Below are 23,054 nucleotides of genomic sequence, written 5' to 3'. Positions count from 1 at the left end.
TTTTTAATCTTGGGCTTAATTTTTTTGCCACGAATTCCACGAATTTTCACGAATTATTTTTCATCCTGATTTGTGTAATTTGTGCAATTCGTGGCTAACTTTTTTAATCTTTGGCGAACCTTTCATTATATCTTATCGTACAACCATACTCTCAATAACGACAATAACTGATCGATATCTACCGGTTTGGTAATATAATCTGATGCTCCTGCTTTGATGCATTTTTCTCTGTCGCCTGTCATTGCTTTTGCTGTTACGGCAATAACCGGAAGGTTCAGGAATTTAGGATTTGAACGTATTTTTTCGGCTGTTTCGTAGCCATCCATATTTGGCATCATCATATCCAGTAAAACTACATCTGTATCAGGATGTTCGCTTAAAATTTTGATAGCTTCTTTACCATCAAAAGCGGTAATTACATTCATTTTAAAAACTTCCAAAGCTTTCGTTAACGAATAAATATTACGAACATCATCATCTACAATTAATACCTTTTTCTCGTGCAGGATATTATTTAGTAAATTTAGCTTTTTATGGCTTTCTTTTTTATCTTTTGGATCTTTTTTATCTTCTACCAAATGCAGAAATAATGATACTTCGTCAAGCATTCTTTGGTACGAATGAGCTGTTTTTACAATAATTGAATCGGCGTATTTTTTAATTTTCACTTCTTCTTTCATCGATAAACTTTTTCCTGTAAAAACAATTACCGGAAGATTCTCTAATCCCGGAGATTTCTTAACGCCATCTAAAATTTGATAAGCGTGTTTGTCCGGAATTCCCATATCAAGGATCACACAATCAACCTCGGTCTTGTTTAAAGCTTCTAATCCCTGAGAAACTTCGCTTTTTATTTCTGAATTAATATTATACGTTTCTAAGAAATAAGCTAGCGCTTTAGCGTGTTTTGGATTATCCTCTATAATTAAAACTTTTTGTGCTTCTTTATTAATGATATGTTCGATTCGTAAAAACACATCCGGAATTTTCTCGAAAGCCACCGGTTTGTCTAAGAAATCTACGGCTCCTTTTAATAAACTTTCCTGTTTTAATTTGTGCGATGACATAATATGAACCGGAATGTGTTTGGTTGCTGAATGATTTTTTAATTCTTCTAAAACTTCCCAACCACTTTTTATTGGTAATTCTATATCTAATAAAACCCCAACCGGATTGTAAATCAACGCAAAGTTTAAAGCATAATCACCACGTACAGAAACAACTCCTTTATATCCTTTTTTTCTGGTAAAGGTTAAAAGTGATTTTGCAAAATTAATATCGTCTTCTACAATCAGAATTACTTTATCTCCCGGCAAAATTGAATCTCTGTCGTCTTCAATTTCAGCAGGAATTACTTCGCTGATGTATTTTTTCTTTGGCGGCGCTTTTTCCTCTTCTACTTCTGTAAATTCTGTTGGCGGAATTCTTTCTACATTAATTTTATGAATTGCAGATCCAAAAACAGGCAGACATAAAGTAAACGAACTTCCTTCATTTTCCTTACTATGTAATATAATTTCTCCACGAAGCAGTTTCGCTAATTCGCGGCTTATTGATAATCCTAAACCGGTTCCTCCGTATTTACGTTTTGTAGAACCATCGGCTTGTTGGAAAGCTTCAAAAATTAAAGGTTGTTTTTCTAACGGAATTCCAATTCCGGTATCTTTTACAATAAAACAGATAATCTTATCGTCGTCAGTATTTATTTTAATTTCTAACGTTACTTTTCCTTTCTCAGTAAACTTAATCGCATTAGAAATCAAGTTTTTAAGAATTTGCTCTAAACGCATTTTGTCGGTTTTAATAACAACCGGCGCGTCTTTGGCAATAATTTCAAACTCAATCTTTTTTTCTTTTGCCACCAGATTAAACAAATTCCATAAATTATCTGTAATTTCTTTGGTAGAAACATCCAGGAATTCAAGCTCCATTTTTCCGGCTTCAATTTTAGATAAATCCAAAATTTCATCAATCAAACCTAACAAACTATTTCCGGAACTCTGAATCACTTTTGCAAATTCAATTTCCTCGGCCACCATACTTTTGTTATTATTTTCAGATAACAAACGGCTTAAAAGTAAAATCGAGTTCAAAGGCGTTCTTAATTCGTGCGACATATTAGCCAAAAACTCTGACTTGTAACGCGTTGTAAGTTCTAAAGCTTCAGATTTTTTCTGGATTTCGTTGTTTTTTTCTTCCAATAAAACACTTCTTTCAGACAATTCTTCGTTCGTTTGCTCTAATTCTTCCTGCTGCACTCTTAATTCTTCTTCTGATGCCTGAAGTTTCTCTGTTTGCGCTTCTAATTCAGCATTAATAGCCTCTAGTTCGCTATGTTGCACCTGAAGTTCTTCAGACTGAGATTTGGTCTCTTCCAGCAATTCCATCACTCTTTTTCTGTTTTGAGTCGATTTAATCGCAATACCAATGTTGTTCGAAATACTTTTCAAAAACTCTAAATGCAAATCCGAAAATCCGTAAATACTTGCCAGCTCAATTGCACCTTCGATTTTGTTATCTAACAACGGAACTGCTACAATATGCGTTGGTTTTATCTGCCCTAAAGCATAATTAATCTGAATATCATCCGGAGATAATGTTTTTAATTCGAGGATTTTTCCTGAAACAATCGACTGACCAATTAAACCTTCTCCTTTTCGAATGCGTTCGCGATTTTTGCCGGGAATATAACTGTATCCTCCCGTAACAAAAAGTTCATTATCTTCTAAAACATATAAAACTCCCGCGCTGCTATTGGTATATTGGCACACAAATTCGATCACATCTTTTGATAATTTTTGAAGCGTTTTATCGCCCAACATCACATTATTAAGATTCGCAATACCGGTTTGAAGCCATTCTTTTTGAGACAATAAATCAAAAGAGGTTTTAAGCGAAACTCCCATATTGTTCAGCGATTCTCCTACACTACCCAAAGCATCAGACTGCGTATCATCAACCCTGATATCATAATTTCCGCTCGAAATATTACTCGCAATTGCACTAATTGCTACAATTCTTTCAGCCGTTTCTTTGTCTTTTTTCTCTAATTCGTTCTGAAGTAAAGCACGCTCGTTAAAATCTTTCAGGATTCTGATTAAGAACACAATCGAAATAACAAAAGCGATGATAAACGCCACAATAATCAGTACAATACTATAAGTCCCATAACGTTCTGAATTTTCGTTGCGAACTTTTAAAAGGTTTTGTTCTGTATTTTCGACCGTTTTTATTTGCGCTCGCAAATCGTTCATCATGTTACGACCTTCGGTAAGGTCAAATGTAGCCGAGTTTTTTCCGAGACGTTTCTTTACAATTTGATTGTTCAGATATTTAAAAAAGTTTTCGCGTTGTACCTTCAACTCTTTTAGCTGCATTTGCTGCGACGGATTATCAACCGTAAGTTCAGTTACTTTATCGAAAAAAACCTTAGATTTTGCCTCGGCGTCATTGTATCGGTCTACAAATTGCTCATCGCCCGTAATCAAATAACCACGCATACTGGTTTGTGCCTCGGTAATGATAGCCGAACCTTCGTTCAGGTTATAAATAACTTCCTGAGTATGATTGACCCACGAATTACTGTCTAACAAGCTTTTTATACTAAGAAATGAAGCCGTCGAACTGATCATTAAGACCAGTAACGATACCATCGAACTTATTAATAAATTTCTTTTAAAATTACTCTTCATGTTTTTGTTTCTTATTTTTTGTTTTTGGTTTTTGGTTTCTTTGGTTTTCTTTTTTTCAGGTTCAAACTTGTACCTAATCAATATTTTTATTTATTCGTATTTTAAAGGCAGGATAATAATAAAGCTTGCGCCCTGTCCCACCTGACTTTTTGCGGTAATTAATCCGTTATGTTTTTCGATGATTTTTTTAGCGATGGCCAATCCAATTCCGGTTCCTTCGTATGATTGACGATCGTTTAAGCTTTGGAAAATAATAAATATCCTGTCGAGATAAATTTCATCAAAACCAATTCCGTTGTCTTTTACTGTAATTCTGCAAAATTTCCCTTCCGGGGAAGTTGGACTTTCAAATGATTTGTTTGAAATTAATTCTGAAGTAATTTCGATTAATGGATGTTGGGAATTTCCGGAGAATTTTAAAGCATTACCTATCAAATTCTGAAAAACCTGTCTCAACTGACTCGGAATACTATCTATAGTAGGAAGTTCGTTCGATTTTATAGTCGCATTTTTTCTTTCGATCAAATAATCAAAATCAGATAAAACTTCCTGCAAAACCACATTAAGATCTGTTACTTCGGGTTTTACCTGAGATGATAATCTTGAATAAGCTAATAAATCGGTAATTAAAGTTTGCATTCTTTCAGCCGATTTTATCGTACGATTTACATAATCAACTGCTTTTGCATCATCGGCCAGATAAAGTTCCTTGATGATTTTTATAAAGATCTGGATCTTTCTGATGGGTTCATTTAAATCGTGCGAAACTACCCAGGAAAATTGTTGTAGTTCGTGATTTTTCATCTCTAATTCTTCGTTTTTCAAAACCAGTTCTTTGGTTCTTTCTGCGATTTTAATTTCGAGATTATCCTGAGCTTCTTTTCTTATTATTATTTCTTTAGAAAGTAATTCTTTGATCCCTTTTAATTCTCTTTGCTGCTCGTAAAGCTTCAGGAAAGTCTTGACTTTTAGCATTAGCAAATCACTGTCTACAGGTTTTGTAATGTATTCTACGGCACCGGTTTCATATCCTTTAAAGATGTATTTCTTTTCGATATTTAATGCTGATAGAAAAATAACGGGAATGTCTTTGGTTCTTTTATTGCCCGAGAGAATTTTTACCACTTCAAATCCGTCAAGTCCGGGCATCTGAACATCCATGATGATGAGACAGTAGTCTGTTTTTAAAATTTTCTTCAGCGCTTCTTCGCCAGACTCGGCAGTATCCACATCAATATCATGTAGTTCTAATGTTTTCTTTAAGGCAATAATATTGGCCTTTATATCGTCTACGATTAATACCATACTGTATTGGGGGAGTAAAGTTCTATGAATTAAAAATTTGTTTTTGGTTTGAAATAATTTCGAAAAACGTCCTTAAAAATAGCTGATCCTACTTTTAGATAACGTCAGTCAAACCTTCAAATTTATAAAAAAAAAGGAGACTGGTCTTTTATTGAAAATTTAATTCGTTACATAATTCCCATGTTGAGCATTGAAATTCTATAACTGATTTTTATAGCGATAATCTTAAATTTCATTCGGTTAATATAAACGGAATTCAATAACTATTTTAGTATCAGATTAAATGATTAAAATTAAATGTTATGAAAAAGACTAAGACATTTCCCGAACAAAAACAGAATCTTCCCGGCAACGAACATCTCATGTATCCGGAACCGGAAATTATGAGAGAAAACTATGTTGGAAGCGGAAAACTTTTAGGTAAAGTTGCATTTATAACCGGTGGCGACAGCGGCATTGGCCGAAGTGTTGCCGTACATTTTGCGAGAGAAGGCGCCAACATTGCCATTGTTTACCTAAAAGAAGACAAAGATGCCAAAGACACTAAAGCATTAATTGAAAAAGAAGGTCGTGAATGCCTGCTGATTAGCGGAGATTTAAAGGACGAAAAATTTTGTAAAAGTGCCGTAAAGAAATGCCATACTTTCTTTAAAAAAATAAATATTGTGGTAAATAATGCCGCTATACAATTTCCGCAAACCGAACTGGCAGATATAACCGCCTCGCAACTTCATAAAACATTCGAAACCAATATTTATCCTTATTTCTATATTACAAAAGCAGCGTTGCCTTTTTTACAAGAAAGCGATACCATTATCAATACAAGTTCCGTCACAGCGTATCGTGGCAGTGAACATCTCGCCGATTACGCCAGTACAAAAGGTGCCATTGTGAGTTTTACCAGATCATTGTCTACCATGCTGGCCAAGAGAAAAATAAGGGTAAATGGTGTTGCTCCAGGCCCAATTTGGACTCCTTTAATCGTGGCGACTTTTGATGACTTATCTGATTTTGGAAAAGATAATCCGATGGAAAGAGCCGGTCAGCCCTCAGAAGTTGCCCCTGCTTATGTGTTCCTGGCCTGCGAAGACAGTAGTTATATTTCAGGACAATTTATACATATTAATGGCGGTGAAATGATTGGGGGGTGATTTTTTTTAAGGTGCTAAGGTTCTGAGATACTAAGTTGCTAAGATTCTTAGGTTCTTAGGTTCTAAGTTAGTAAGCTTAATCTTGAATAGATTCATGCACTTAAAAAGACAACTTTGCTCCCTTATAAGAATTCTGAAATTAAAAAAAACTTAGTCCCTCAGTAACTTAGTAACTTAGAAACTTAAAGAAATGAACTTTATTGATATTATCGGACTCTTCGCCGGAACCTGTGTTACGATATCAGTAATTCCGCAGATTGTGAAAGTTTGGAAAACGAAAAAGGTGAAACAAATATCCCTAAAAACCTTTAGTATCCTGACTTTCGGTATTTTGGTGTGGATTATTTATGGTATTTTAAAAAATGATTTACCGATAATCATCACCAATAGCGTGTCTTTATGTCTGAATTTGATCATGGTATATTTTATTATTTATTACGAGAAGGAGAACTAGTACGGAGTTGTTAAGTCTCTAATTTGCTGAGTTTTTTAATCTCGCAAAGATGCAAAGGCGCAAAGTTTTTTTTAAGTTCATCATGAAAAATCCGTGTAAATCCGCGTTTTCGCGAAGCGAATCCGTATCATCCGCGGGCTAATTTAAGCGCAATCCTTAACGACATCCCATAAAAAAACAGCCCGTAAAAGCTGTTTTTTTCGTAATAGAAGTAGTATATGTGATGCTTATTAGCTAGCTAATTTTTGATTGTATGGCTTATATGATAAATGGTATTTTTCTTTAAAAATACGTGGCAGATAGTGTCTGCTGGCTAATCCTGCAGCATTAATTACTTCAGAAATATTCATGTGTGAGATTCTTTTAATCTCGTTAATTTGTCTTGTTGCTAAATTGACTATCGGATCAAACGTATTCATGTAGTTATAACTATGTTGGGCTATCTCCATCTCGACAATTTCTTTCAGAATTAGTTTTTTAAGCAGGTTTCTCACAATTCCTTGTTGCGGAAGCGTTTTCAACTCCTGCCATTTCTGAATGATTTTTAAACTGTCTGATCCTGTATAAATATAATTTCCGGATTCGTTCATGAATCGTTTCTTTAGCATAGCAATCATTTCAAAATTCTGATCGTCTGCTGCTACCGTTGTTGGCATTCCGATTAAAGAAAACTGAATGTGTTTATGACTTTCAAAATACAAAACACTATTGATAACTGACGTGTTACTTAAAATTCCGGTTTGATTCTTTTTAATGCTTTTTTTCTCGCCATTTGCGCCAAAACTGTGAGATACACTTCCGTTTTCGCAATATGCAAAAAGTATCGGAGCAGACTCAAAAGCTTCTACGCTTAAGGATACATCTTCATTAAATACAAGGTCAAAATGCATGTGAGACATTTTATTTTCAAAACAAACGCCTGTAATAGTTCCTTTTGCCCATTTTGATTTAATGGTCAAATTGTATTCGTTATTATTATTGGTAATCATTTCAGCATTAAAACTATCGTTAAGATCATTAAAAATAGCATTGAATCCTCCTGTATTTAAGTAAAGTTTTTTCATAATGGTTAGATTTTAAATAAACTGGTTCGTACTTATTTACGTACAAAACAAATCTTTGGTTTTATCTTTTTCTGATAATTCAAATTTCAGAAATATTGTTAATCAAATCTTTATACAATTTCAGTCAGATATTTCATAATTATTATAAGGACTTTTTAATACGAAGATTTTTTTGCCACTAAGGCATTAAGGCGCAAAGATTTTATTAAATCGATACTATAATCGCGCAGAGGCGCAAAGAATAAAGAATAAAGAATAAAGAATAAAGAGTAAAGAGTAAAAACTTTGCGTCTTTACTTCCCATTTTTGTTGGAATTGTTCGAGATTATGATAATCCAATTCAAAAACTTAGAACCTTAGAAACTTAGCAACTCAGCACCTTACAAAAAGAAAAAAGCAGATGCCCCGGATAAATCCGGAACAACTGCTCCCCAGCAAAATAAAAAATACTAATCTATTTTTCGTTATGTAAGTTCATTGATATCGGCATTTTTAGAGTAATTTGCCTTTGGAATATCTTTAAAAAATTCGGCTTCTTCAAGGTCAGCCGTTGGGCCGTAACCTATTAAATGGGTTCCTTTTATCTGATCTTTTGTTTCAATTATATACAAGATAGACATATCATCAGGGTCACTCATTCCTTCGTAACGGTGATGTGCTACAATAAAAATTTCATTTGGCTGATAAGCATATTTTGTTGCAGAGTCTAATAAGGTTCCTCCTTCGAATAAAAAATTAGAAGTATAACCTTCGTCCTGATATTTTTTGATATAATCGGTTTCGTGTTTTTGCTCTTTTTTCATGACTTTATTGTATTCAGATTTTTTTCAAATCTATTGTTACTTCAAATTTCATGATTGATCACAAATAAAATTAACTCAATAGATTTAAAAATTGCCTCATTCAAAAAATCAAAAAAGAAATCAATAATTAATTCACTAATTTTAACAATTCTATAAAAACCAATTTTAGAAAATATTACATTTATAACTAATACTTTCTTGTTTTAAGCAGAAACAAAAATGACTTTAATGAGTACTAAGAATCACGATTTTCTTGCCAACGGAGGCGAAATGGGCGCGCTCACACGTGCTAAAGACTGGAGCAAATCTTCTATTGGTCCTGTTGATTCATGGCCGCAGAGTTTGCGCACGACTTTAGGAATACTTTTAAATTCAAAATTTCCGATGTTCTTATTTTGGGGACCGGAGCATATTTGTTTCTATAATGATGCTTATCGCCCAAGTCTTGGGAATGACGGGAAACATCCTGCAATATTAGGACAAAAAGGCGCCGAATACTGGCCTGAAATCTGGGATTTTATAAAACCATTGATCGATCAGGTTCTTACTGAAGGCGAAGCGACTTGGCATGAAGATCAGCTTTTACCAATATACAGAAACGGAAAAATGGAGGATGTTTACTGGACGTTTAGCTATAGTCCGGTAAATAATGATGAAGGAAAAATAAATGGCGTTTTGGTGATTTGCAACGAAACGACCAATAAAGTAAAAATTCGTAAAGACTTAGAAAACAGCAACGAACGTTATCTTAATAACATTTTGCAAACCCCGAATGCCATGTGCATTTTTAGGGGAAAAGATTATGTGGTAGAAATCGCAAATGAGCTGATGCTCGAAATTTGGGAACGAAAAATCGAAGAAGTCATCAATAAACCCGTTTTTGAAGCCTTGCCGGAAGTTACTGGTCAGGGTTTAGAAGATGTTTTACTTAATGTTTATAACACTGGAGAGCGTTTTACAGCCTATGAACTTCCGGTTAAATTAACCCGAAAAGGCAAGATTGTAAATACTTTTATTAATGTAGTATACGAGGCGCTAAAAGAATCAGACGGAACTATTTCAGGAATTGTGGCTATTGCAAATGATGTTACGATACAGGTAATTGCCAGAACAGCTGTTGAGGAAAGCGAAAAACGATTTAGAAATACAGTAAAACAGCTTCCGCTTGGAATTGCTATTCTTAAAGGCGCTGATCTGGTGATCGAAATGGCGAATCTTACTTATCTTCAGATTGTGGATAAAACAGAAGAAGAAATTCTGGACAAACCTATTTTTGCAACTGTTCCGGAGGCTAAGGATACTGTTTATCCTTTGCTTTCAAAAGTTTATGGGGACGGAATCCCTTATTATACTGATGAATTGGAGGTTACTTTAAACCGTTATGGCAAACAGGAAGTTTGTTATTTTAATCTTGTTTTTCATCCGTTACGCGAAGAAAATGATATTTCGGGAGTTATTATTGTCAGTCACGAAGTTACGAAAGCAGTAAAAGCGCGTTATCTTTTAAAGCAAAGCGAAAAGGCTTTTCGTAATCTGGTAATGGATTCTCCTATTGCGATGGCTATTTTTAGAGGAAAAGATCATATTATCGAAATGGCGAATAATGCCATGATGAAAGACATTTGGCAGAAAAAAAAGAAAGAAACCATCGGAAAACCTATAATTGAGGTATTCCCCGAGTTATTAGAACAAAAATATCCAGAATTACTGGATCAGGTGATCTTGAATAAGAAAATCGTTCGCGAAAACGAAGCGGTAGCTTACGTAGATATTAAAGGAAAGCTTAAAAAGTTTTATCTTGATTATCAATACACTCCGTTGCTTGAAAAGGAGGGCGAAGCTTCGGGAGTTATGGTTACGGTAAATGATGTAACCTCAAAAGTAGAAGCCCGTAAAAAGGTCGAAGATGCTGAAGAACGTGCCAGATTAGCCGTAGAAATTGCCGAAATTGCCACCTGGGATGTAAATATTGCCACGCAGGAATTAATATACTCAGAAAATCTAGGGCCTATTTTTGGACATGATAAATCGGTAAAAATAACGCGACCGGAAATTCGGAATCAGATTCATCCTGATGATAAACCTATTCTGGAAGAAGCTTATAAAGTGGCTCTTAGAACCAGCATTTACAAATACGAAGCCCGCGTGGTGAAACCTGATCATTCTATAAGCTGGATAAAAGCGCACGGTAAGATATTTTTTGACGAAGATAAAAATCCCGTAAAAATGCTGGGAACGATCATGGATATTACCGATGAAAAAAACAGCCAGCAAACTTTGATTAAAAGTGAAGAAAAATTCAGACTCCTTGCCGATTCTATGCCACAGCATATCTGGACAAGCGATGCGCTGGGTAATCTTAATTATTTTAATCAATCTGTTTATACTTATTCGGGAATTCCTGTTGATGAAATAGAGAAAAAAGGATGGCTGCAAATTGTACATCCTGAAGATCGCGAAGCCAATGTAAATACCTGGATGGAGGCGATAAAAACCGGAAATGATTTTATATTGCAGCATCGTTTTCGTCGTTATGATGGCGAATACAGATGGCAATTAAGCCGTGCAATTGCTCAAAAAGATGAGCAGGGAAAGATCCAGATGTGGGTAGGTACGAGTACGGATATTCAAGACCAAAAAGATTTTACTTCTAAGCTCGAAAAAGAGGTTCAGGAACGTACAGCGCAACTTGAACTTAAAAACAAAGACTTAATCAATATGAATATTGAGTTGCAGTCTTTTGCTTATATATCAAGCCACGATTTGCAGGAACCATTAAGAAAAATTCAGACTTTTGCCAGTCGATTGTCTGATTTGGACGATCAGAATATTTCGGCGAAAGCCAAAACTTACCTCAGCCGAATTGAGGTTGCAGCCAAAAGAATGCAGACTTTAATTCAGGATCTTTTAGAATATTCGAGAACAAACTCTGCTGAAAGAATCTTTGTAAAAACGAACTTGGACGATATTGCCGAGGAAATAATAAGCGATTTCTCTGATCGTATCGAAGAAAAGAATGCGCAGGTTATTTTTGAGCCTTTGGGCGAAGCTACTATTATTCCGTTTCAGTTTAGACAATTGCTGCATAATTTGATCGGAAATGCTTTGAAATTCTCTAAAAGTAATGTTGCACCAATTGTTGAAATTAGAGCAGAAATCATCAAAGGAAAAGACATTAAATACGACGTAAACTATCCTGAAAAGATGTATTACCATCTTACGATTTCGGATAACGGAATTGGTTTTGAAGCCGAATATAAGGAGCGTATTTTTGAGGTTTTTAAACGTCTTAATACAGAAAGTGAGTTTGCAGGAACCGGAATTGGGCTTGCCATTGTAAAAAAGATTGTAGAAAACCACAAGGGAATTATTACGGCAAGTGGCGAAAAAGGTCATGGCGCCACTTTTGATATTTACATTCCGGAATTATAGCACTTCACTATGATTTATACACAAAATTTTTATCAGTTGCATTGAACTTTTTCCAATCGATTTCGAGTGCGTGTTCGATAGATTTTACAATATCTTTCATCAAAACAGGCTTTGTAATGAAGTAATTAGCGCCTAACTTACGACATCTTTCGATGATACTTGGTTCGTTTGAAGTCGAGAAAATAATGACTGGAATATCATTTTTAAGTTCGGAATTTCTAAGTTCAGTAAGAACGTCAAATCCGTTTTTACCCGGCATATTTAAATCTAAAAAAACTACATGTGGAGTTGGTGGCGGATTGTAGATTGCATTTAGCAATTTTTCGCCTCCGGAGTATGTCTGAAGCTGTATTTTTTTAGGTAATGATTCTACTGCATCGGTAAAAATGCTCAAATCGTCCTCATCATCATCAGTATAAAATATAGTAAAATCAGTCATATGGTATTTTGTAAATTGGGTACAAATGTTTATCAAAGATAACCAAATTTATAGATAAATCGCTCTGTTTTATATCAACCTCTAAAATATTAATAATTGAAATCTCATAATTTTTAAATCTAATTGTGTAAGCCCAAAAAACATAAAATCAGCAACTTTACAATTATAAAGTTTTAAATCAAAACAAAGATTATAGCACTCAGTAAATGAGAACTTTAATTGAAAAAATATTTAATAATTTATAAAAAAATAAAGTCATGGGAGATCATAAAGACCTTACGAACGAATTTGCCGTAGATAAAATAAAAGATCTGGCAGAAAACATAAAAACGTGTATGTTTTGTACTTATAACGAATACAGACTGCAATCGAGACCAATGTCGGTACAAAAAATAGATGATTTGGGACAGCTTTGGTTTTTATCCGATAGAAACAGCAGCCATAACGCCGAGATTAGCCTTAATCCTCAGGTAGAATTGTTTTTCTCTGAACCACACGATAAATTCCTAACCTTACACGGAACAGCTACTATCTCGTATGACAGAGAGACAATCAAAGAATTATATGATCCAATTGTAAAGGTTTGGATGCCTGAAGGCGAAGACGATCCTAATTTAAGCGTTATAAAAGTAGTTCCGGAAGATGGTTACTACTGGAATAATAAAAACGGAAAAATGGTCGCTATTGCTAAAATGGCTACTGCTTTTGTAACCGGGAAAACCATGGATGACGGTATTGAAGGTAATTTGAAATTATAGTTTTTTTTTGGGTTTAATAACCGTAATCCCGATAGCTAACGGGAGCTAAGATTTACGCAAAGCTCGCCAGGATTTATTTCTTGGCGGGCTTTGTTTTTTTTACTGCAAAGTTAACTTCGAGTAAAAAAAAATAGCCACAGATTAAATGATTATACAGATTTTAAAATCCTTTTAATCTTTTAATCTGTGGCTAAAAAACTTTGTGAACTTTGCGTAAATCCTTGCGCTCTTTGCGGTTAAATCGTAAACCTATCATTCCAACATATGTTTTAACGCTAAAGCATTCAAAATTCCGGCTTCGCTTGCGGTGTTATTAAAATACACAAACGCTGATTTTAAAACTATTGCGTTCTTTATATCAAGTAATTCTTCAGGTGAATAACTGGAGTAAAACATCTTGGGTTTTCCGTGAAGTCTGATGAAAATTAGGGGGAAATCGGTAAAAATAGTGCTTGGTAATTGCGGATGACTGACGCTGCAGAACGTAATATTATGTATTTTAAAAGCATTCCATACTTCTTCATTCCACCAACTTTCGTGGCGAAATTCGATTACATTTTTAAACTTTAAATCTAAGTTTCGAATGATTTGATCGAGTTTTTCTACGCTAAATTGATAACTGGGCGGAAACTGAAACAAAATACAGCCTAATTTCTCTTTTAAACCCGTTTCGCACACTTCGTAAAACTCTTTTATTCGGTCTTCGCAGTCATTAAATTTCTTGAGATGGGTGATTTCTTTTGGCGCTTTTACCGAAAAAATAAAATTTTCAGGCGTTTTTTTATACCAGTTTTCAAAAATTCGAACGGTCGGAAACTTATAAAAGCTTCCGTTGAACTCATACGTGCTAAAGTACTGGCAATAAAACTCAAACCACCTAGAAGATGACAAGTTGTCAGGATAGAAAATTCCCTTCCAAAACCGATTATTGAAGCTTGAACAGCCAATTAAAACCTGATTTTTCATCTGTGTAGTTTTTGACAGTTGGTACAAAAAAAACTTCTTCGGCTTCTCTTCCCTGTTTTCTTTTTGTGCATGGGAAGATCACAACGAAGGCAAACTTTTTTGGTGTAAGCCAGCCAATGTTTTTTAAGCTCATTATTTTTCTTCCAATCCAGAAATTCAAAACTGTAAACGGAACATTCGTTTATAATTTTCTTTAGATCTTTGGGTGGAATTTTACCTACCAAAGATTCGGGGTGAATTTTGCATCGGTACAAAACTTCATTTTTGATAATGTTCCCTACTCCCGAAAAAATGTTCTGATCTAAAATGGCATCGCAAATCATTTCGTCCGGAATTTTATCCAGGCTTTGTTTTGCTTTTTTCGGATCCCATTTTTCGTTCATTACATCTTCACTAAAATCATAATACTGATTAATATCTCCTTCGAGAATTTTAACGGAGCAAGTATAAAAGTTAAGTTCTCCATTAGAAAAAATCATGCTTAATCTGGGCTTGGTTTCTTTTTGTTCGTTTATTCGATAAGTTCCAAACATGAGCAAATGAATTTTTACGGTAAAATCATCAAAACAAATTAAAAAGTGTTTTCCCCAGGTTTTAAAACTCAAAATAGTTTTGCCCTGAAGCCGCTCGATATCAATAGCACTATTTCCGGAAACCTCGATTATTTTTTGGCCAGCAAATTGCTGCGCTTCTTCTTTTAAAATTCTTATGGATGGTCCTTCTGGCATGATCTCTATTTTAAAATTAAACTAAAAAAAGTGCAACGTAAAGCTGCACTTTTTAAGCATTATGGTTTGTTTGTCTTAATCTGCTTCTGCAGCTTCAAGATTTACAGCATTTACTGCAACCTCTGTAAGTTTTTTATCGGCTCCTTTTTCTTCATCTAACGTAAGTTCTAGAATACCCGCTGCTTCGGTTAAACCAAGTGTTTCTGCAAATTGTCGTAAAGTACCGTAAGTGGCAATTTCGTAATGTTCTATTTTTTGTGCTGCTGCAATAATTCCAGCATCACGAACAACCCCAACTTCAGTTTCTTCAATAATCCCTTTTCCCTCTTCGATTAAGCCTGCCATTGCATCGCATTTTTTGGCAGAAGCTTTTTGTCCAATTAGTTTAAAAACCTGCTCTAATCTTGTTACATGTTCTTCCGTTTCGGTCAAGTGACTATTTAAAGCCTCTATTAGGTCCGCTGACGTCGCATTTTTGGTCATTAGAGGTATTGCCTTAGTCAAAGCCTTTTCTGCCCAGTAAATGTCTTTTAATCCGTCTTCAAACAATTCTGTCAATCCCGATGCTGCATCTGACTTTGCTTTTGTAACTCCTTTTTTCGCTTCTGGTTTCGAAGCCGTCTCTTTTTTACTATTTGTAGTTTTCATGGTAATAATTTTTGTTAATTAATATTTGATAAAATTACCACCTTGATTATCAGACAAGTTATATCATTATTTAGTAAAGTTGTATTCTAAACACCTGCATATTATACAACTTGATTGTAGAATTCTGTAAGATATTTTTTTGGCTGAAGGAATAGCTTTGTAGTATCACAATTTTAAAAAAAACATACAATGGAAACTCATATAGATCTTACTTATCAGGAAGCTGAACTTTACTTTCAACAAAAATATCAAAGAGGACATCTGGACATCGATACGGCAATATTGATCGATAATGCTATTGATAAACTTTTGAAAAAAGATAATATCATCAGAAACGAAAATATCCCAAACGAAGAACAGGTGGTAAATGAAGATGACTATATCGCAAACACGCCGGATGAAGAATTTGAAATTATCGATGCTGATGATCTTGACGAAGTAGAACATATCGAAGACGAAGATCATTTTGATGACGACGATTTAGAAAGAAACGATAACTAATGATCACAGAGATCAGAAAAGCAAAAAAGACTATTACCGGGTAATGGTCTTTTTTTTTGGAAGCAATTCAGCACCAAACATAACCATCTGTTAATTATACAATTACATTTTATAATTCTATAATACAATCCGTGTATATCGTGATTAGATTTGTATATAGTAATATTAAAACGAAATGTCATGAATACTACAGATCAAAAAAACAGCACGATTAAGGGAAATAGATTTCCCGGAAATCAGAATCAAAATACAGCCGATAAAAATACTCTTATGAACGAAGAATTGTATGATATCGACGATATGAAAGAAAGCGATACTGATAATCGAGAAATTGCCGAACGTGGTTACACGGTTAGAAACGGCCATAATCCCGACAATCCTAATCCTGACGAACTTACAGATGACGAAGATGATCTCACGGATGATTTTCATAGCGAAAACGACCTCAACTCTAATACGGATGATTTGTATGAAGAAGAACTGGATCAAAACGGAAATAATATCGACGATGTAAACGACGAATTAGACAATCCGTCTGACGCTTCTTTAGAAAGAGAAAATGAAGATTTTAATGAAACCGAAGATGTTCTAGAAGATATCGATGACAACGAAGAGGAAGAAGAAAGCGAATATATCGAAGATGATGTTCAGGAAGAAAATGATGTAGAATATCCGGATAATGATCCTAGAAAATTTTGATCAAAGGGGCAAAGGCTCAGAGGCTCAAAGGAACAAAGTTTTTTTTTAGTAACAAAGGTTCAAAGAAGTTAAGAATCAAAGTGATATACTTTGTATTTAACTTCTCTGAACCTTTCCTTTTGTATTATTTATTCTGTCCAATTAGAAACCTCTGTTCCTTTGTACCTCTGCAACTCTGCCCCTTAAAAAAAGCTCTGAACCTTTGAACCTCTGAACCTTTGCCCCTCAAAAAAAACTAATCCCCAATAATCTCCAAAACCGGAATATCGTCCATTTTTTCCAGGCGTTCTGCAAGTCCTGCCCTTGCCTCTTTCAATTCTTCTTCGGCTTTTATAAGATCTTCGAGTAATTTTTCTTTTCCGGTAGTCACTTTATCAATTTTGCGCATGATTTCGTAAATTTCTCCTTCGGCTTCCATTACTTTTAGTCTTTTGTAGTAAGTCAAACTTTCGGTCATATGCGCCAATGCAATCATGGCCGTCAAAAACGGATGATTATTGGTTACATTCACATCTTTAATTTTACCGTGTTCAAGTTCAACTTTCAAAGCAAAAGCAAATTCTTCCATATTAAAAGCTTCATATTTGCTTTTTGGATTTAAATATGCCTTAATCGACTCTACATTATTCATTGTAGACAAATCCACATCTGTCTCTTTTTTATCATTTAAATCCTTAAAAACAACATTTCCTATTGCTCTTGCTTCGGCAACCGTAGGATCATTGTCCGGATTTTCGAAATCGCGTGTCGACCAATCCCAATTTTTAGGATGAACAGGTTTAATATATTTTTCGCAGAAATCCGTTACATCGTTCTTTAAGCTTACCATCTCATCCTCTCTTTTGATGTAGACATCCTGATATGCGCCGCTTTTAGTTCCCATAATTCTTTTTTTATTTTTTTTGAAAATGCAAACGACACATTTACCGAGATATATGTGTCGTTTTTTAAATTGTTATTTTATTTGCTGACTAAATACTTTTTCTTCCGCTAATTAGAGATATAACGAATAAGACTAAAAATATGAAGAATAAAACTTTAGCGATACTTGCAGCTCCGGCGGCAATTCCACCAAAACCAAATATTCCGGCTATGATAGCAAGAATAATAAAAATGACTGTATAACGTAACATAAGCTTGTGATTTTAGTTAATAATGATTTTGTTTGTTACTCAAATTTCATACTTTTTAAAGAGATGTATTAACTCTAAACAATATATTTTTAGCACGATCAATCTGATTTACAGTAAATTGACCTGATAGTTTTGTATTAATTCCGAAAACGCAATTTCGCTGTGCGAAAAATGTTCTTTATTGCTTCGGCATTTTTTGGCCCGATCAAAATAGTACTGAATCGAACCGTCTTCGTAAGTCGAAACCAATAAAGGATGAACGTAATAGTTTTTGCAAACATTTCTGGTATTCCCTAAAGCTTCGGCAGTGGTGTCAAAGGCAGATAAAATGTTCTTTTTAATTTCCTTTTCATCGGTTGTTGTCCCTATTTCCATCAACGTTTCAAAAAATACAATCGATGCGGCCCAGGTTCTAAAATCTTTGGCACTAAAATATTCTCCTGAAATTTCATGCAAGTATTCGTTGACCATGTGACTGTCCAGCACTTTTCGTTCGCCGTTTTTATCATAATATTTAAAAACTTCCCAACCCGGAATTTCCTCGCAACGACTTACCAATTTTATCAATTTCTTGTTTCTTGTCGTAATCGTATGCTGCACTCCTTTTTTTCCGGTAAATTCAAATCGAAGCGAATTTTTATTAATATTGATATGGCGTTTTCTTAAAGTCGAAAGTCCATATGATTTATTGTCTTTGGCGTATTTCTCATTCCCGATCCTAATATGCGTTTCCTCCATTAATCGAATCACGAGCGCGACTACTTTTTCTTTCGACCATTCTTTCTTTTCTAAATCTTCGTCGACTTGCTTGCGAATCAAAGGCAATTTCGTTCCAAACTCGGCTATTTTATAAAACTTGGTTTGGTTCCGAATCAAATTCCATTTCGGATGATATCGGTATTGTTTTCGATTTTTAATATCCAAACCCACTGCTTGCAAATGTCCGTTTGGCAAATCCGAAATCTGAACATTTACCCATGCCGGCGGAAGTACCAGACTGCTAAAGCGTTTCAATTCGCTTTTTTGCTTAATGCAACGGCCATTTTTTTTATAAATAAAACCATCCTCACCTTCGCATCGTTCTATAGGCAGCCTTTGATTATTAATGTAAACTAAATCTAATTTTTCGATCACCAAATGAGGCGTCTTAATCAATTGATTCATTAATTTTTCGGTTTTGGCAGCTGCATTCATCGTCGTTTGGTTTATTTATATTGCCACAGAATAAAGATTAAAAAAGATTTTTTTTCCGATATATTCTGTTCATCCCTCCTCTGTGGCGTTTATATATTTTTTTGTATAATTTTAATTATTTCGCAAAGCTTTAACAAGATTCTTTTTGCTCATATACGAACGTCCCGGAATCCCCACTTTTATCGCTTGCTGATACAGCTCTGCTTTTGTCCACTCATCATAAGGCTTTGCTCTCCCGCCCTTTTCACCTGCATCCGGAGTATTGGCAATACGAGCTGCTTTTTCTTTGCTATAGCCTATTTCTAAAAGTGCTTGGTATTGTTTTTCGTTTTGAATTCTTGCATCTGGCATGACTGAAAAATTTTAAGGTTAATGACTTAGAAATATCTTATATCAAAATTCTTCAAAAAGCAGGAATTCTCTGTTATATAATTCTTCGATTTATTTTCATAATTAACTCTATGAGAGCTCATTTATACCCATAAAAAAATCCCATTCGCCGTAGCAAATGGGATATTTTTAAATATTAAAATCAGTTACAGTTTAGTTTTTAACCACTTTTATTGTAGTACTTCTGTCGTTGTTGTCTGTTATGGTTATAAAATAAATTCCGTTTATTAAAGATGATAAATCAACACTATTACTTTGTTTAGAATTTAAAACATTCTGTCCTAAAGTATTACGCACTACCATTTTTTGTATTGCATTTTCTTTTGACTGAACGGTAAACACCCCTTTTGTTGGGTTTGGATATCCAATAATACTTTCGATTATAAAATCATTAGTCCCCAATTGCTTGTCTACAATTTTGGTACTTACTGTATTTGTTTTTATATCAGGATTATAATCAAAGAAAATCGCGGCATTATTATTAAAAATATCTCCTAATGAAACATTTGATTTTGGTTTGATTTTATAGGCAATATATCCGTTTGACGCTTCTTCGTTTGCCATCGCACTAGGCAAATATATTGCATCAAAAGTAAAATCAGCTTCTTTGCCGTCTTTTATTGTTACGGTATTATTATGACTATAACTTTCTATTTTAAGAGTTTTCCAGTCCAGTTTATCATCTAAAAGATTTGAAACTCTAACTCTTTGTGCATACGAATTTCCTTTATTCTGAAAACGAATAATATAATGCAGATATTCATCGGCGTTGTCTATCAAAACTTCTTCTCCTTCTAATACTCGAATATCATTTGGATCATATGAGCCTACAACAATTTGCTTTAAAACATATTCATTGTCAATAGGTTTAGTATCTGCAGGAACAGGCACAGCAAGATTAAAAGATAGTTTATCTCCTAAAGTTGTAGTAGGAATTGTAAAAACTTTAAAGGTTACATCAATCGTTTTTGTTTCAAATGCTTTCAAATCTTTATAAGCAAACTGAATTGTATTAGACGTTTTCGAATCGATCTGATCACCTGAAGAAACAAATTCCAATTTCGAATCGTCAAATTTTAACGATATTAAACCACTATTCACTTTTGTACCATTATTGGTAATATGAATTTTATATTTTGACTGAAATCCTGGTCTTGCTTCTCCGTACGGATACATTCTAACTTCTAAATCTTCAAATAATGAACTCGGTACTAAACAAAAATCGACAACTTCATTTTGATTTTTGGCCGTAAATGTCGAGACCACTTTGGCCGGTGTTGCAGGATACTCTTTTACAGATGATACTACCGAAGTGGTATAAGTATTAAGATCTGCAATAAAATCATACGTTCCGTCCTGTTTTGTAAATGTTGAGAATGTATTGGTTCCGTTTGATGTCGAAACCAACAATAATGGAGCTTTTAGATCATTACTATCACAGCCATTATTATCAACGTCTAAACGAACTGTTCCGCGTATTGTGTTTTTAAAAGGTCCCAGGTTTTCATACCAGGCAATTTTATCTTCATTGTAGTCAGATGAAATTTTATCCAGACGTCCGTCTGCATTTAAATCCGCCGCTATTCCATAAGTTAAATTCATAGCAGTACTTGATAAAACTTTGGCAGGTCCTATTTTTCCGCCACCTAAATTTTCATTCCATGTTGTTGCCGTTTCAGTCATCATATTGTATACAATATCAAGATCTCCATCATTGTCGGCATCGTATAAAGACATTGTAGCAATTGCTTTTGCACTTGTAAATAAAATTTTGCCAGCTGCATAATTACCTTTTCCGTCTAAGTTCTCATACCAGCCCACATTTCTGTCACTATCACGATACACAAAATCAAGATCATTATCATTATCTAAATCAGCCATATAAATAACGTATACCTTTTCTTTAGTAATATCCTTCACATGTTCTATGGTGAAATTTCCGGATCCGTCATTTTCATACCAAAAGATTTTTCCATAATTCACTACAGCATAATCAATATTTCCATCCTGATTAAAGTCGTTTATAAAACAATTATAAATATCAGATGTGCTGTTATATGGCAATGCTATTTTTTCTGCAAAAACCCCTTTTCCTAAATTTTTAATTAAATATACTTTGTCTCTGCTTAAAGTAGCAATCACATCAATATTGCCATCTTTATTAACATCAGTAAAAAGTATGTATTTCGCATCAGTACCTGAAGCAATAAGTCGTTGTTTCGAAAAATTTCCGGCTCCATCATTTTCAAACCAAAAAATGGAAGCAATATTAGGAGAACCGTATACTAGATTAGTCGCCACTACATCTAAATCACCATCATTATCAATGTCCATCACAAAAAGTTCCCTTGGTCCGGTCATCTCAGTCGAAATAATCAACTGATCCCCTGAAAAATCCCCTAAACCGTTTGTGTTTTTATACCACGCAATTTTATTGTCATTAGATGTCGATACAATATCAATATCCCCATCACCATCAAGATCTCCACTAACTGTGTTTTGGATTCCATAAGCATATTTTGAAACCTTTTTCTCTGGTCCAAAAGTACCTTTACCATCTGTATTTTTAAACAAAATAATATCTCCGTTTAATATGGTAACCAAATCTTTACTGCCATCATTGTTCATGTCACCAGCTGCAAAACTATTAAAGCGGGACGGACTCGATTTTATAATTTGTTCAGCCCCAAACGACCCTGCTCCGTTGTTCTTATACCAACTAAATTTATTTGCTTTGGTATAATAAAACAGAATATCTTTTTTGCCGTCTGCATCAAAATCTGTTACTAAAATTCTATAAAACTCAGCATTAAAAACTCCTGTAAAAGTTGGTAAACTTACTAAAGACTTAGCCGCACTAAATGTTCCCTTACTATCCTTGTTTTCGTACCATCTTACTGCTATCGAACCTCCGTTATCATATACAAAAACAATATCCTGATCGCCGTCATTATCAATATCCTCTCCTACAAGTTTATACTCCATCGAGACATTAGTTATCATACCTAGTGAAAGAAAAGTACCGTCGCTTTGTTGTACAAACGTTTTTAACTGATTGGTATATCTAATCACCAGATCCGGCAATTTATCTCCGTTAATATCTATTGCCGAAAAGCTTAAAAAATCGGTAATAAGAACGGTTCGCGTAAAATTACCCGCTCCATCATTTTTTAAACAATTTAGCCAACTACTCGAGTAATTATTTGCAGTCCTAATAAGAATATCCTGATCATTGTCATTATCAATATCTATGATTTGATAAGTACTTAAACCCGTATCACTAATAAAATCGTTCGCATAAAGTAAAACCGGACTGCTAAAGGTTCCCTGCCCGTCGGTATTTTTTATCCAGTAAACACCATTTGCCTGGGTAGACCATTTTCCTGTAAAAACTACATCCTGAAATCCGTCTTTATTAACATCCAAAACATCGATTCTTCCGCCCGAAGCATCTGCAATTGTTATAGGTTTGCTAAAATCACCTGATCCGTTTAGGTTTTTATACCAAACAATTTCATCGCCTGCCACGGTAACGATATCCAAAAAACCATCACCATTAATATCTGCCGTAGCAACTGCCTGTGGATTTTGAGAACCAAAAGACTTATCGATTACAACATGTTCCTGATAACCATTTTGAGCAGATAAAGTTGCGGTAATAAATAAGAAGAAGAGTAATTTTTTTTTCATAAGCTAC

Annotated in this window: 19 protein-coding genes; 6 read left to right on the top strand and 13 right to left on the bottom strand. The window is 34.4% G+C overall.

Going from position 1 to position 23,054, the window contains the following annotated elements; translation table 11 throughout:
- Positions 1–125: 125 nt before the first annotated feature.
- A complete protein-coding gene (locus tag L0669_RS14615) occupies positions 126–3,692 on the bottom strand; it encodes a response regulator (RefSeq protein WP_263758465.1) in 3,567 nt (1,188 codons plus the stop codon).
- 90 nt (positions 3,693–3,782) lie between these two features.
- Positions 3,783–4,997, bottom strand: coding sequence for a hybrid sensor histidine kinase/response regulator (locus L0669_RS14610; RefSeq protein ID WP_263758464.1), 1,215 nt, complete (start codon positions 4,995–4,997; stop codon positions 3,783–3,785).
- A gap of 302 nt (positions 4,998–5,299) precedes the next feature.
- Here L0669_RS14610 and L0669_RS14605 point away from each other — a divergent pair, with 302 nt between their 5' ends.
- Positions 5,300–6,148 (top strand): SDR family oxidoreductase, encoded by an 849-nt coding sequence (locus tag L0669_RS14605; RefSeq protein ID WP_263758463.1) that lies wholly within the window; start codon positions 5,300–5,302, stop codon positions 6,146–6,148.
- Positions 6,149–6,338: 190 nt separating this feature from the next.
- The gene (locus L0669_RS14600; RefSeq protein ID WP_263758462.1) at positions 6,339–6,602 is read left to right on the top strand and encodes a SemiSWEET family sugar transporter; all 264 of its coding nucleotides are present in this window, start codon (positions 6,339–6,341) and stop codon (positions 6,600–6,602) included.
- A gap of 230 nt (positions 6,603–6,832) precedes the next feature.
- Here the strand turns inward: L0669_RS14600 and L0669_RS14595 are convergent, their stop codons facing one another.
- On the bottom strand, positions 6,833–7,666 hold the full coding sequence (locus tag L0669_RS14595; RefSeq protein WP_263758461.1) for a hypothetical protein: 834 nt from the start codon (positions 7,664–7,666) through the stop codon (positions 6,833–6,835).
- A gap of 464 nt (positions 7,667–8,130) precedes the next feature.
- A complete protein-coding gene (locus L0669_RS14590; protein WP_173971918.1) occupies positions 8,131–8,469 on the bottom strand; it encodes a hypothetical protein in 339 nt (112 codons plus the stop codon).
- Positions 8,470–8,697: 228 nt separating this feature from the next.
- Between L0669_RS14590 and L0669_RS14585 the strand changes: the two genes are divergently transcribed.
- Positions 8,698–11,901, top strand: coding sequence for a PAS domain S-box protein (locus tag L0669_RS14585; RefSeq protein ID WP_263758459.1), 3,204 nt, complete (start codon positions 8,698–8,700; stop codon positions 11,899–11,901).
- A 7-nt stretch (positions 11,902–11,908) separates the two neighbouring features.
- Here the strand turns inward: L0669_RS14585 and L0669_RS14580 are convergent, their stop codons facing one another.
- Complete coding sequence (locus L0669_RS14580) at positions 11,909–12,340, bottom strand: response regulator (protein WP_173971907.1); 432 nt, start codon at positions 12,338–12,340, stop codon at positions 11,909–11,911.
- A gap of 257 nt (positions 12,341–12,597) precedes the next feature.
- Between L0669_RS14580 and L0669_RS14575 the strand changes: the two genes are divergently transcribed.
- Entirely contained in the window at positions 12,598–13,098 is a 501-nt protein-coding gene (locus tag L0669_RS14575; RefSeq protein WP_263758457.1) for a pyridoxamine 5'-phosphate oxidase family protein, read from the top strand.
- A gap of 252 nt (positions 13,099–13,350) precedes the next feature.
- On the opposite strand, the gene L0669_RS14570 is transcribed toward L0669_RS14575, so the two are convergent.
- The 3 genes from L0669_RS14570 to L0669_RS14560 all read right to left on the bottom strand — a co-directional run bounded on the left by L0669_RS14570 (position 13,351) and on the right by L0669_RS14560 (position 15,440).
- Complete coding sequence (locus L0669_RS14570; RefSeq protein WP_263758455.1) at positions 13,351–14,064, bottom strand: DUF72 domain-containing protein; 714 nt, start codon at positions 14,062–14,064, stop codon at positions 13,351–13,353.
- Positions 14,061–14,792, bottom strand: coding sequence for a DNA-formamidopyrimidine glycosylase family protein (locus L0669_RS14565; RefSeq protein ID WP_263758453.1), 732 nt, complete (start codon positions 14,790–14,792; stop codon positions 14,061–14,063). The genes L0669_RS14570 and L0669_RS14565 overlap by 4 nt, the downstream gene beginning before the upstream one ends.
- Before the next feature lie 75 nt (positions 14,793–14,867).
- Entirely contained in the window at positions 14,868–15,440 is a 573-nt protein-coding gene (locus L0669_RS14560; RefSeq protein WP_263758450.1) for a YciE/YciF ferroxidase family protein, read from the bottom strand.
- A 189-nt stretch (positions 15,441–15,629) separates the two neighbouring features.
- Here L0669_RS14560 and L0669_RS14555 point away from each other — a divergent pair, with 189 nt between their 5' ends.
- Together L0669_RS14555 and L0669_RS14550 are read left to right on the top strand one after the other, a co-directional pair.
- Positions 15,630–15,941: a hypothetical protein gene (locus L0669_RS14555; RefSeq protein WP_173971912.1), complete on the top strand. Its 312-nt coding sequence runs from the start codon at positions 15,630–15,632 to the stop codon at positions 15,939–15,941.
- Between the two features lie 180 nt (positions 15,942–16,121).
- A complete protein-coding gene (locus tag L0669_RS14550; protein ID WP_263758449.1) occupies positions 16,122–16,640 on the top strand; it encodes a hypothetical protein in 519 nt (172 codons plus the stop codon).
- 235 nt (positions 16,641–16,875) lie between these two features.
- On the opposite strand, the gene L0669_RS14545 is transcribed toward L0669_RS14550, so the two are convergent.
- The 5 genes from L0669_RS14545 to L0669_RS14525 all read right to left on the bottom strand — a co-directional run bounded on the left by L0669_RS14545 (position 16,876) and on the right by L0669_RS14525 (position 23,047).
- Positions 16,876–17,523: a DUF5661 family protein gene (locus L0669_RS14545; RefSeq protein ID WP_173971914.1), complete on the bottom strand. Its 648-nt coding sequence runs from the start codon at positions 17,521–17,523 to the stop codon at positions 16,876–16,878.
- Positions 17,524–17,611: 88 nt separating this feature from the next.
- Positions 17,612–17,773 (bottom strand): DUF1328 family protein, encoded by a 162-nt coding sequence (locus L0669_RS14540; protein ID WP_083691381.1) that lies wholly within the window; start codon positions 17,771–17,773, stop codon positions 17,612–17,614.
- A gap of 108 nt (positions 17,774–17,881) precedes the next feature.
- A complete protein-coding gene (locus tag L0669_RS14535) occupies positions 17,882–18,967 on the bottom strand; it encodes a DNA topoisomerase IB (protein WP_263758447.1) in 1,086 nt (361 codons plus the stop codon).
- 111 nt (positions 18,968–19,078) lie between these two features.
- Complete coding sequence (locus L0669_RS14530) at positions 19,079–19,318, bottom strand: DUF7218 family protein (RefSeq protein ID WP_263758445.1); 240 nt, start codon at positions 19,316–19,318, stop codon at positions 19,079–19,081.
- A gap of 192 nt (positions 19,319–19,510) precedes the next feature.
- On the bottom strand, positions 19,511–23,047 hold the full coding sequence (locus tag L0669_RS14525) for a T9SS type A sorting domain-containing protein (protein ID WP_263758443.1): 3,537 nt from the start codon (positions 23,045–23,047) through the stop codon (positions 19,511–19,513).
- Positions 23,048–23,054: the final 7 nt, after the last annotated feature.

Source organism: Flavobacterium bizetiae, assembly GCF_024271895.1.
GTDB classification, from domain to species: Bacteria; Bacteroidota; Bacteroidia; order Flavobacteriales; family Flavobacteriaceae; genus Flavobacterium; species Flavobacterium bizetiae.
This window is presented reverse-complemented; position numbering and strand designations above follow the sequence as displayed.